Origin of the sequence: Polynucleobacter sp. AP-Nickl1-40-C4, assembly GCF_035012665.1 — a bacterium.
In the GTDB taxonomy this organism is placed as follows: domain Bacteria; phylum Pseudomonadota; class Gammaproteobacteria; order Burkholderiales; family Burkholderiaceae; genus Polynucleobacter.
The window spans coordinates 114,929-126,811 of sequence record NZ_JAYGQR010000002.1; the positions used below are offsets into that span (position 1 = coordinate 114,929).

General features: G+C 46.1%; 11 protein-coding genes. 6 read left to right on the forward strand and 5 right to left on the reverse strand.

Annotation, left to right across the window (positions count from 1 at the left end; translation table 11 throughout):
* The first annotated feature begins 1 nt into the window (after position 1).
* The gene (mnmH, locus tag VC182_RS02920; protein WP_323484441.1) at positions 2 to 1,075 is read left to right on the forward strand and encodes a tRNA 2-selenouridine(34) synthase MnmH; all 1,074 of its coding nucleotides are present in this window, start codon (positions 2 to 4) and stop codon (positions 1,073 to 1,075) included.
* Here the strand turns inward: mnmH and VC182_RS02925 are convergent.
* A complete protein-coding gene (locus tag VC182_RS02925; protein ID WP_215363379.1) occupies positions 1,072 to 2,256 on the reverse strand; it encodes an acyl-CoA dehydrogenase in 1,185 nt (394 codons plus the stop codon). The genes mnmH and VC182_RS02925 overlap by 4 nt on opposite strands.
* Before the next feature lie 104 nt (positions 2,257 to 2,360).
* Between VC182_RS02925 and VC182_RS02930 the strand changes: the two genes are divergently transcribed.
* Together VC182_RS02930 and VC182_RS02935 are read left to right on the forward strand one after the other, a co-directional pair.
* Positions 2,361 to 3,071, forward strand: a complete 711-nt coding sequence (locus VC182_RS02930; protein ID WP_323484442.1) for a queuosine precursor transporter — start codon at positions 2,361 to 2,363, stop codon at positions 3,069 to 3,071.
* A gap of 114 nt (positions 3,072 to 3,185) precedes the next feature.
* Complete coding sequence (locus VC182_RS02935; RefSeq protein WP_216122281.1) at positions 3,186 to 4,793, forward strand: ABC-F family ATPase; 1,608 nt, start codon at positions 3,186 to 3,188, stop codon at positions 4,791 to 4,793.
* A 40-nt stretch (positions 4,794 to 4,833) separates the two neighbouring features.
* Here the strand turns inward: VC182_RS02935 and VC182_RS02940 are convergent, their stop codons facing one another.
* The 4 genes from VC182_RS02940 to VC182_RS02955 form a co-directional block, all read right to left on the reverse strand.
* A complete protein-coding gene (locus VC182_RS02940; RefSeq protein ID WP_323484443.1) occupies positions 4,834 to 5,097 on the reverse strand; it encodes a DUF1289 domain-containing protein in 264 nt (87 codons plus the stop codon).
* Positions 5,094 to 6,266: a GNAT family N-acetyltransferase gene (locus tag VC182_RS02945; RefSeq protein WP_323484444.1), complete on the reverse strand. Its 1,173-nt coding sequence runs from the start codon at positions 6,264 to 6,266 to the stop codon at positions 5,094 to 5,096. Before VC182_RS02945 ends, VC182_RS02940 begins: the two co-directional genes overlap by 4 nt.
* A 2-nt stretch (positions 6,267 to 6,268) precedes the next feature.
* Positions 6,269 to 6,655 carry a lactoylglutathione lyase gene (gene gloA / locus VC182_RS02950; protein WP_323484445.1) on the reverse strand — a complete coding sequence of 129 codons (387 nt, stop codon included), beginning with the start codon at positions 6,653 to 6,655 and terminating at the stop codon, positions 6,269 to 6,271.
* An 83-nt stretch (positions 6,656 to 6,738) separates the two neighbouring features.
* On the reverse strand, positions 6,739 to 8,409 hold the full coding sequence (locus VC182_RS02955; protein WP_323484446.1) for an electron transfer flavoprotein-ubiquinone oxidoreductase: 1,671 nt from the start codon (positions 8,407 to 8,409) through the stop codon (positions 6,739 to 6,741).
* Positions 8,410 to 8,566: 157 nt separating this feature from the next.
* Between VC182_RS02955 and VC182_RS02960 the strand changes: the two genes are divergently transcribed.
* The 3 genes from VC182_RS02960 to VC182_RS02970 are packed head-to-tail and all read left to right on the forward strand — an operon-like array spanning position 8,567 to position 11,871.
* Positions 8,567 to 9,268 (forward strand): CoA transferase subunit A, encoded by a 702-nt coding sequence (locus tag VC182_RS02960; RefSeq protein ID WP_216122271.1) that lies wholly within the window; start codon positions 8,567 to 8,569, stop codon positions 9,266 to 9,268.
* 42 nt (positions 9,269 to 9,310) lie between these two features.
* On the forward strand, positions 9,311 to 9,961 hold the full coding sequence (locus tag VC182_RS02965) for a CoA transferase subunit B (protein ID WP_068321494.1): 651 nt from the start codon (positions 9,311 to 9,313) through the stop codon (positions 9,959 to 9,961).
* A gap of 35 nt (positions 9,962 to 9,996) precedes the next feature.
* A complete protein-coding gene (locus tag VC182_RS02970) occupies positions 9,997 to 11,871 on the forward strand; it encodes an alpha/beta fold hydrolase (RefSeq protein WP_323484447.1) in 1,875 nt (624 codons plus the stop codon).
* The last annotated feature ends 12 nt before the right edge of the window (positions 11,872 to 11,883 follow it).

The following is an 11,883-nucleotide window of genomic DNA, read 5'->3' on the forward strand; positions in this document are numbered from 1 at the left end:
CGTGCAGCCGATTAATCCTCATATCTTAAAGTCTGATCAATTTTTATCTGAGCTAGATCAGTTTGATCTTGTGATTGATGTTAGGTCACCAGCTGAATTTGCCCTTGATCATATTCCGGGTGCGGTAAATTATCCCGTTCTGAATAATGAGGAGCGCTCCACAATTGGTACGCTCTATAAACAAGAATCTCCTTTTGCAGCGAAAAAATTGGGCGCAGCTTTAGTCTCTAAGAATATTGCTGCGCACTTAGAAAATCATTTTCTGGAACTCCCACGTGAGTGGCGCCCATTAATTTATTGCTGGCGCGGTGGCGAACGTAGTGGGGCGTTTACCCATATTCTCAACCGCATTGGCTGGAAAGCCAAGCAGCTCGAGGGCGGGTATCAGGGTTTCAGAAGAACTGTGATTGATGGTCTTGGTCACGCTGCAACACAATTTACATTCCAGGTGATCTGTGGAATGACGGGTAGCGGCAAAACAAAAGTGTTGCAAGAGATCGGTGCTTTAGGTGCTCAGATTCTGGATCTAGAAGGCTTAGCCGTGCACCGTGGATCCGTATTGGGCAATGAGCCTAATATCGAGCAGCCATCCCAAAAAGGGTTTGAGACTTCACTTTGGAATGCCTTGCGCTCGCTTGATCCTGTTAAACCCGTATTTGTGGAGTCGGAAAGCAAAAAGGTTGGCGGCTTGCATGTACCTGATGCTTTGATGGAAAAAATTCGCAATGGTAGTTGTATTGAGCTTCGATCCAGTACGCAGACTCGTGTCTCTTGGTTGATTCGTGAATATCACCACTTCTTAACCGATACTGATAATTTCAAACAGAAACTGGCTTTGCTTACTGCTCATTATGGGAAAGTACAGATTGCCAAATGGAATGAAGCCATTGATGCAGGTAATTTTCCGGAGTTAGTGGAAGAGTTATTGGTAAAGCACTACGACCCTTCATATCAATCTTCGATCGTACGCAATTTTCCTCAATACAAGATTGAAAATTTTGTACAACTGGAAAATGATAGTGACGAGGCCTTTGCCAAAGCAGCAAAGGCCATCATCAGTAAGTCGGGTTTTTAGCTAAAAGCTTGAATACCCGTTTGGGCACGACCTAGAATCAAGGCGTGAATATCGTGAGTACCTTCATAAGTGTTCACAACCTCTAAATTCAGCATATGACGCACAACACCATACTCATCAGAGATGCCGTTACCACCATGCATATCGCGCGCCATGCGCGCGATGTCTAATGACTTGCCGCAAGAGTTGCGTTTCATGATGGAGGTGATTTCTGGAGCTGCAATACCTTCGTCTTTCATACGACCTAAACGTAGACAGCCCTGGAGCCCCAGAGTAATTTCGGTTTGCATATCCGCCAATTTTTTCTGAATTAACTGATTGGCGGCCAGCGGCTTACCAAATTGTTTGCGGTCCATGGTGTACTGGCGAGCAGCATACCAACACCATTCAGCAGCGCCTAGTGCACCCCAAGCAATACCGTAACGAGCAGAGTTTAAGCAAGTGAAGGGACCTTTCAGGCCCTCAACTTCAGGGAATTCATTTTCTGCTGGTACGAATACTTCGTCCATGACGATTTCACCAGTGATGGAGGCGCGCAAACCCATCTTGCCGCTAATTTTAGGAGCGCTTAAGCCCTTCATGCCTTTTTCTAGGATGTAACCGCGAATGATGCCTTCATCATTTTTCGCCCACACTACAAATACATCGGCAATCGGAGAGTTGGAGATCCACATCTTCGAACCTGTTAATGAAAATCCGCCAGGCACTTTCTTAGCACGAGTAATCATGCCGCCTGCATCAGAGCCATAGTTTGGCTCCGTTAAACCAAAGCAACCAATCCATTCGCCGCTGGCTAATTTGGGGAGGTACTTTTGTTTTTGTGCTTCGCTACCAAATTCATTTATAGGAACCATGACTAAAGAGGACTGCACGCTCATCATGGAGCGATAGCCAGAATCCACGCGTTCAATCTCGCGTGCAATTAAGCCGTAAGAGACATAGTTCAAGTTGGCTCCACCATACTGCTCAGGAATCGTGATGCCTAAGAGGCCAAGCTCGCCCATTTCGCGGAAGATGGCTGGGTCGGTTGTTTCATTGCGATAAGCATCGTGAATGCGAGGCATCAGGCGCCCTTGAGCGTATTCAGCAGCTGCATCACGAATCATGCGCTCCTCTTCGGTTAGCTGGGTATCGAGAAGAAGGGGGTCCGCCCAGTTAAAGCTGGCCTTACTTTTGCTCATCGCTTTGTCATCCTATATTTCATTTTGTCTTGATTTTTAACTGCTTCCTGCGAATTTTCAGGAATACAGATATTCTTGTTTCTATTATCCATTTTTCTGGACTTATGGACTCGCCTAGACCTCGCCATCGCTATTACGACCTGATTTTGGCTGCCTTTGTGGTGGTCTTACTCTGCTCGAACTTTATTGGGGCCGGTAAGGCAGCTATGGTTGATTTGCCTTACTTCGGGTCGGTACCATTTGGCGCTGGTATTTTGTTCTTCCCTATTTCCTATTTCTTCGGCGATATTTTGACTGAGGTCTATGGCTATGCCTATGACCGTAGAGCGGTTTGGACTGGATTTGCTGCGCTTGCATTTGCGGCAATCATGGCGCAGATAGTGATTGCTTTGCCGGTGGCGCCAGGCGCTTATATGTCTAATTATCAGCAGGGGCTAGAGACTGTCTTTGGAAACTCATGGCGTATCGCCTTAGCTTCCATGTTCTCCTTTTGGTGCGGCAGTCTGGTGAATAGCTATGTTCTGGCGAAGATGAAAATCATCACCCAAGGACGCTTTCTCTGGATGCGTACTATTGGCTCGACAGCAGTAGGGGAGTTGGTCGACTCTTCTTTCTTCTATATGTTGGCGTTCTATGGCATCTGGCCTACTCATGAAGTCATTCAGGTAGCGCTGGCCCAATATGTCCTCAAGACTACTTGGGAGGTTCTAGCAACCCCCATGACCTATTGGGTTGTGAACTTCCTCAAGCGCAAGGAAAACGAGGATTTTTACGATATTCATACGAATTTCACCCCATTTAGGGTCAAAGTCTAAGCAAGACCACAGGCTTCCTGCCAACAAAGACCTCTAAGCCGTTAAAATAACGGTCTTTGCCCCCAAATTCGGGGGTAACTATCCAATTGAATTTCAGAAAGCTAGAAAACATCCGTGCTGTCAGCATCTAATATCACCATGCAGTTTGGGGCAAAGCCTCTATTTGAAAACATTTCCGTGAAGTTTGGCGGCGGCAATCGCTATGGCCTGATTGGCGCAAACGGTTGCGGTAAATCCACCTTCATGAAAATTTTAGGTGGCGAGCTAGAGCCAACGAGCGGTAATGTGAGCTTGGATCCTGGGATTCGTTTGGGTAAGTTGCGTCAAGATCAGTTTGCTTACGAGGATGTGCGCGTACTCGACGTCGTGATGATGGGTCACGAAGAGATGTGGAAGGCTGCAGCTGAGCGCGATGCTATCTACGCCAATCCAGATGCTACTGATGAAGATTACATGAAGGCTGCTGAGCTTGAGGGTAAGTACGCCGAATACGGTGGCTACACCGCAGAAGCAAAAGCGGGTGAGTTGTTGTTAGGTATTGGCATTCCTATTGACCAACACAATGGTCCGATGAGCAACGTTGCACCAGGTTGGAAGCTGCGTGTATTGCTAGCGCAAGCATTGTTCTCCGATCCAGATGTATTACTGCTCGATGAGCCAACGAATAACTTGGATATTCACTCCATTCATTGGCTTGAAGACATTCTCAATCAAATTAAGAGCACCATCGTCATCATTTCGCATGATCGTCACTTCCTGAATGAAGTCTGTACGCATATGGCCGATATGGACTATGGCACTTTAAAAGTCTATCCAGGTAATTACGACTCTTACATGCTGGCTTCTGTTCAGGCAAGAACACAGCAGCTCAGTAATAACGTGAAAGCCAAAGAAAAAATTGCTGAATTAGCAGCTTTCGTGGCTCGCTTCTCTGCAAATGCTTCTAAAGCTCGTCAAGCGACTTCACGTCAGAGGCAGCTGGAGAAGATTGAAATTGTTGAAGTAAAACCTTCATCACGTCAGAACCCATTTATTCGTTTTGATGCTGAGAAAAAATTACACAATATGGCAGTAGAGTGCAACGCACTTACTAAAGCTTATGACCGAGTTATCTTCAAGAACTTCAAATTAGGTGTTCGTGCCGGTGAAAAGATTGCGATCATCGGTCAAAACGGTGCTGGTAAGACAACATTACTAAAAACCATTCTTAGCAAGCGCTTTGACGGCATTGCTGCGGATAGTGGTGATGTGAAGTGGGCTGAGAATGCTAACGTCGGTGTAATGCCTCAAGACAACACCGAAATGTTTGCTAAAGATGAGTTGCTCATGGACTGGATGAATTGGTGGCGCAATACTGGTGACGATGACCAAGTCATTCGTGGCACATTGGGTCGCCTTTTATTCTCTGGTGACGATATTGGCAAGTCTGTCAAAGTCCTTTCTGGTGGTGAAAAGGGCAGAATGATTTGGGGTAAGCTTATGCTCCAAAAATACAACGTCCTGGCAATGGATGAGCCAACCAACCACATGGATATGGAATCAATTGAGAGCTTGCAAATTGCTCTTGAGAAATTCGATGGGACCTTGATTTTCGTATCCCATGACCGCGAGTTCGTATCCGCATTAGCCAACCGCATCTTAGAAGTGAAGATGGATGGTACGGTGGTGGATTACTCTGGTACTTACGAAGAGTACCTACGTAGCCAAGAGTTAGCTGGTTAATTAAAGCCCGGCCATAAGACTGGTAATAAAAAATAAGCCCTTAAGTGGGCTTATTTTCTTTGGCTTGTCTCTGGAATCGCGTCGCAGTTCCTTCTGCACGAATACGCTTCCACACTGAATCTTTTTCTTCTTGAGAAAAGAATACCCAATTACTCACTTCACCTAAAGTGCGACCACAACCTTGGCAGATCTCATCGTATAGCGTGGTGCAAACACCAATGCAAGGCGAGTCAGAGTCTGCATCCCCAGTGGATAGGGAATGGGAGCCATCTTGCACAATAGATTTGGTGTCTTCAGAATTCATGGCTGTACTTTAGACGATTTCAAAGGACTGTGCTCGGCGAGCTCATCCACATAAGCTCCGATTCCTTGGTGTTCACGATCTAGGAAGTGTTGCACAGCTTTAGAAAACTGAGGATCCGCAATGAAATGGGCGGATTGAATGGTTGTTGGCAAGAAGCCGCGCGCCATCTTGTGTTCGCCTTGAGCGCCACCTTCAAAGGTTTGAATCTGATTAGAGATGCAATATTCAATTGCTTGATAGTAGGCGGTTTCAAAGTGCAAGCAGGGTATATGTTCGATGGCACCCCAATACCTTCCATAAGCCTTAGAGCTTGTGGGGTCAACAACTAGTAGCGACGCAGCGATTGGGTTGCCATTGCGCTCAGCAATGATGAGATGTAAGTTTTCAGGCAGGCGATGCGCCCATAATTTCAAGAATGTCTCATTAAGATAGGGGCTGGATCCATGCTCTAAGTAAGTGTTTTCGTAACAGCGATAAAAGAATTCCCAATCAGCATTGGTTGAAGATATTCCTGGGACATGTCTAAAAGTAATTAGCTCTCTAGATACCTGCTCTCGTTCACGTCGAATATTCTTACGGCGCTTCATAGTGAGGACTTCTAAAAATTGTTCGAAATTTTCAAAGCCTTGGTTATGCCAATGAAATTGAACTGAGTCTCGCAACATGAAGCCTTGGTCCTTGAGTCCCTTTGCTTCTGAAGCATGGGGAAATAAAACATGTGCTGAAGATAGATTATTTTGCAGAACTAAAGTCTTCAAGCCTTTGATTAATTGTTGCTTTACTAAATCAGCGGCTACATTGCCCGCACTCAAAATCCTTGAGCCTTGAACTGGTGTAAACGGAATGGCGCAAAGCGCTTTCGGAAAATACTGCATACCTTGTTGCTCATAGGCCTGAGCCCAAGACCAATCGAAGACAAATTCTCCATAGGAGTGTTGCTTCAAATATAGGGGCATTGCGCCAATGAGCTGGTTGCCACCCTTTAGGAGTAGGTGAGACACTTGCCACCCAGTATTAGCTCCAACGCAGCCAGTTTCCTCTAGCGCGCTGAGAAACTCATGGCGAAGAAAGGGTCCTGCATCTGAGGCAAGAAGAGTATTCCACTCCTCTGAGGTGATATCGCTAAGGCGATCAACTATTTCTAATTGAAATGAATCGGGCTCTGCCACGATTAACGCTGAATGAGCTCTATTTTGTAGCCATCAGGGTCGGTAACAAACGCGATGATGGTGTCACCGCCAGCTACTGGACCAGCCTCACGGGTCACATTGCCACCGGCCGCCTTGATGGCAGCACAAGCAGCATAGGCATCCGGAACCTCAATTGCAATGTGTCCATAGGCTGTGCCTAGGTCATAGGATTGAACGCCATGGTTGTAGGTAAGCTCAATCTCCGATTGGCCATCACCATTACCTTTGCCGTATCCGACAAAAGCAAGGGAGTATTTTTGCTCAGGACGCTCAGTTGTGCGCAGTAAATTCATGCCCAAAACTTTGGTGTAGAAATCAATCGAGCGATTTAGGTCGCCGACGCGAAGCATAGTGTGTAGGATCATCATGGGTTAAATATAACGCTATTTATTTAATCGTGTTGAGATGAAAAACCCCGGCATGAAACCGGGGTTTGTTGTATTGCATTTATTTACATGGATGCATAGTTTGGACCGCCACCGCCTTCTGGTGTAACCCAGACGATATTTTGCGTTGGGTCTTTGATATCACAGGTTTTGCAATGTACGCAGTTTTGCGAATTGATTTGCAAGCGCGCTTTACCATCGGTTTCTACAAACTCATATACGCCAGCAGGGCAGTAGCGTTGCTCGGGTCCTGCATAGGTTTCCAGGTTCACGCCTACAGGAATAGATTCATTCTTCAGCGTTAAATGAACTGGTTGATTTTCAGCATGATTGGTATTGGAGATAAATACTGAAGAGAGGCGGTCAAACGTAAGCTTGCCATCTGGCTTAGGGTAGTCAATCGGCTTGTGTTGTGCTGCAGGCTCCAAACATTCATGGTCTGCATGTTTTAAATGCACTGTCCATGGCATATTGCCACCCAAAAGCTTTTGTTCTAATCCCACCATCAGCGTGCCAACATAAAGTCCTTTTGACATCCAGGGCTTGAAGTTGCGCGCCTGATTGAGTTCTGTATGCAGCCAACTATTTTGAAATGCAGTTGGGTACGCAGACAAAACATCCTCAGAGCGGTTCTCATTGATAGCAGCAACTGCTGCTTCAGCAGCAAGCATTCCAGTCTTAATTGCTGCATGACTTCCCTTGATGCGAGATGCATTAAGGAAGCCGGCATCACAACCAATGAGCGCACCACCGGGAAATACAGTCTTAGGAAGGCTGTTCAAACCACCAGCGGTGAGTGCGCGTGCGCCATAAGAAATGCGCTTACCGCCTTCAAAAGTTTCACGAATCTTTGGATGTAATTTGTAGCGTTGGAATTCTTCAAAAGGAGAGAGGTAGGGATTCTTATAAGACAAGCCAACCACTAATCCAACAGCAACCTTGTTATCACCTAAGTGATAGAGGAATGAGCCACCATAGGTATCGCTCTCTAAAGGCCAACCAGCGGTGTGCACTACAAGTCCAGGCTTACTCTTGGAGGGTTCAACCTCCCAAAGCTCTTTAATACCAATGCCATAGCTCTGTGGGTCTGCATCTTTATCCAAAGCAAACTTAGCAATCAGTTGTTTACCAAGATGACCGCGCGCACCTTCAGCAAAGAGGGTGTACTTGCCGCGTAATTCCATGCCAAGCTGAAACTGATCCGTTGGATTGCCTTCTTTGTCTAAACCCATTGAGCCGGTGATGACACCATGGACTGCGCCTTGCTCGTTGTAGAGAATTTCTGCTGCTGGAAAGCCGGGGAAAATTTCAACACCAAGATTCTCGGCTTGTTGCCCTAACCAACGGGTTACGTTAGCAAGGCTGACGATATAGTTGCCCTCATTTTTAAAGCAGTGCGGCAACATCCAGTTAGGAACCTGGTATGAGTTATCGCTGGTTAAGAATAGAAATTGATCTTGTGTGACTGGGGTATCAAGTGGGGCACCCAATTCTTTCCAGCCTGGGAATAATTCAGTAAGTGCTTTGGGGTCCATCACGGCACCAGAAAGTATGTGAGCGCCGATTTCAGAACCCTTTTCCAGAACGCAAACGCTGATTTCTTTTCCTGAGGAGTTGGCTAATTGTTTGGCCTTAATAGCGGCCGATAATCCTGCTGGACCACCCCCGACAATGACAAGGTCATAGTCCATCGAGTCTCTGGGACCAAATTGCTCTACCAACTCTGCAGAATTCATTCAATTTCTCCGAATTTTCTTAAAAATGGCGCATTTAAGCCCTGTTAGTTTAGTTCTAAGTGACAAAAACCGATTTAGTGCCAAGACCGCCTAGCTCAGGGGTCTTAAGCGTTATGATTGCTTTTTTACCCTTTTTAGCAATATTAGGACAAAAGTTATGAATAAAACTTACCCATCGGCAGTAGATGCCTTGCGGGATATCTTAAAGGACGGACAAAAATTAGCCGTTGGCGGTTTTGGTCTGTGTGGTATTCCTGAGGCCTTGATTCAGGCGGTTAAGGACCTGGGTGTTCAGAATCTCACCGCAATTGCTAATAACGCTGGAGTTGACGGCTTTGGTTTGGGTTTATTGCTCAATTCACGGCAAGTGAAAAAAATGGTTGCCTCATATGTGGGTGAGAACAAAGAATTCGAACGTCAATATTTAGCAGGCGAATTGGAGTTGGAATTTACACCGCAAGGAACGTTGGCTGAAAAATTGCGTGCCGGTGGTTGCGGTATCCCTGCTTTTTATACCAAAACTGGTGTTGGCACTTTGGTTGCCGAAGGTAAAGAAGAAAAAGAATTCGATGGCGAGAAATACATCATGGAGCGTTCAATCGTTTCAGATATCTCTTTAGTAAAAGCATGGAAGGCAGATAAGTCCGGCAACTTAGTCTATCGCTACACCGCGCGTAACTTCAATCCAGTCGTTGCTATGGCTGGCAAGATTACCGTTGCGGAAGTGGAGGAGATTGTTGAGAACGGCAAACTCCATCCCGATGAGATTCATACGCCTGGTATCTATGTTCACCGTTTGGTGCTACATAAAACACCAGAAAAGCGCATTGAGCAGCGCACTATGACTGCAACAGCGTAATTCCCAGAACAGCAAAAGAACAGAATACTTAGGAAGATCGAAATGCCTTGGACTAGAGATGAAATGGCAGCACGTGCTGCTAAAGAATTAAAAGACGGTTACTACGTGAACTTGGGTATTGGTATGCCTACTTTGGTAGCGAACCATGTGCCTAAAGATATGGAAGTATGGCTTCAGTCTGAAAATGGTTTATTGGGTATCGGACCGTTTCCAACAGAAGAAACAATTGATGCAGACTTAATCAATGCTGGTAAGCAAACCATTACGACATTGCCTGGCTCATCGATTTTTTCTTCCGCCGATTCATTCGGAATGATTCGTGGTGGAAAAATTAATATCGCGATCCTGGGTGCAATGCAAGTGAGCGAACATGGTGACTTAGCTAACTGGATGATTCCAGGAAAAATGGTTAAAGGCATGGGCGGCGCAATGGATTTGGTTGCCGGCGTTAAGCATGTGGTTGTATTGATGGAGCACGTTGCCAAGAAAAAAGATGGCACTGAAGAGCTCAAAATTTTGCCGAAGTGCACATTGCCTTTGACAGGTGTGGGCGTCATTAGCCAGATCATTACCGATCTATGTGTTCTTGACATCACCCCTAAGGGTTTGAAGTTAACTGAGTTGGCTCCAGGCGTGACTAAGGAAGAAGTTATTGCTAAAACAGGAGCCCCTGTTGATACAACAGGTTTCTAATCAGCGTCATCAATTGATGGAATAATGGGTTCACCATGTCGGGCTCCCATCATTTCCATTCGAGGCCATCTAAACCCCAGAATCAATCTGGGGCAGATCCTTCTCTACATGCCCATAAGAAGGGTGATGCACGGCATACCCATAGCAAGCAAGCCTCTAATCAAAACTTACTATTAATCGCCTTAGTACTGACCTTGGGTTTTTCAGGGGTTGAGGGTGCTGCTGCCTATTTCGCTAATTCATTAGCCCTGATTTCAGATGCGGGTCACATGGTGACTGATGCTGCTGCTTTGGGTTTAGCGCTACTTGCGCAGATTATTTCTCGTCGCCCACCATCCCCAAAGCATTCGTTTGGTTTTGGGCGTGCTGAAGCGCTAGCAGCCTTTGTCAATAGTATTGCGATGCTGGCTTTGGTTTTATGGATCGTGATTGAGGCGGTCAGTCGTTTTGCTAATCCCCATAAAGTAGATGGCTTGACTGTTACGGTTGTAGCTGCAATTGGACTGCTGATGAATATCGTTGTGGCATGGGTTTTGTCTCGCGATAAGCAAAGCGTCAATACCCGTGCAGCACTAGTCCATGTCATGGGTGATCTATTGGGTTCGGTTGCAGCATTAATTGCCGGTGTCGTGATTCAGCTTACCGGCTGGATGCCTATCGATGCCATTCTCTCTATTCTGGTATCACTGCTCATTCTGAAGTCCACCATCTCGATTCTGCATGAGTCTTATCACTTCCTGATGGAGGGTGTGCCTCTTCATATTGACTACTTACAAGTCGGCACTGATTTAAAAAATATTCCGGGCGTACTCGCGGTTCATGATTTGCATGTGTGGGAGATGACCCCTAGCTTTCCAGCTTTGATTGGCCATATTGAAATAGCCAATATGCAAGAATGGCCACAAATCATGGCCCGTATCAACGCGATGCTTTTAGATAAACATGGCATTGATCATGTGACCTTGCAACCTGAAGAGGTGGGGGGCGATCACGATCATGAGCATGATCATCTAAAGCATGAAATTCATAATGAGGCTCAGGCAGCAAATGTGTTTCATGATGGCGACACTTTTTATGTAGAGTGCGCTAGCGGTGATTCAACACACCTCATGGCTTATCACGCTTGGGGAAATCCTGGCAATAAAGTATTAATGTGTGTTCACGGCCTTACAAGACGGGGTAGTGACTTTAAGACGCTTGCACAGGCGATGAGCAAAGACTATTACGTGGTTTGCCCAGACGTGGTGGGTAGAGGTGATTCTGATCGCTTAGCAAATCCAATGCTCTATGCCGTGCCTCAGTACGTTGCGGATATTGCTACGCTGGTTAAGAAGTTAGGCGTTGCGCAAGTGGATTGGCTGGGAACTTCTATGGGCGGCTTGATTGGCATGGTGTATGCCGCAATGCCAAACTCACCCATACGGAGAATGATTATCAATGATGTGGGCCCCAAGATTGAGCCAGAGGCAATTAAACGCCTGGGCTCATACGTAGGCCAGTCATTTACTTTTGCGGATCGCACGGAAGCACTGCAACGTTTGAATGAAATCTGCGCCACTTTTGGTGAGCACACTCCTGAAGAGTGGGAGATTTATAACGGCCCTATGTTGGTTCAGAAAGATGGTAAATGGATCATGCATTACGACCCAGATATCTCAGTGCCGTTTGCATCAGTAAACCCCATCATGGCTAAAGCAGGTGAGATGGCGATGTGGCATGCCTTTAAGCAAATTCATATTCCGATGTTGATCGTGCGAGGCGGTAACTCTGACTTGCTTTCCGCTGCTACGGTTGCCCAGATGTGTAAAGTCAATCCTTATGCGCGCAGTATTGAGATTCCCAATGTGGGACATGCACCCGCGTTTGTGAAACCCGAGCAGATTGCTTTAGCAAAAGAATTCTTCAGTTAATTAGTTCTTAAT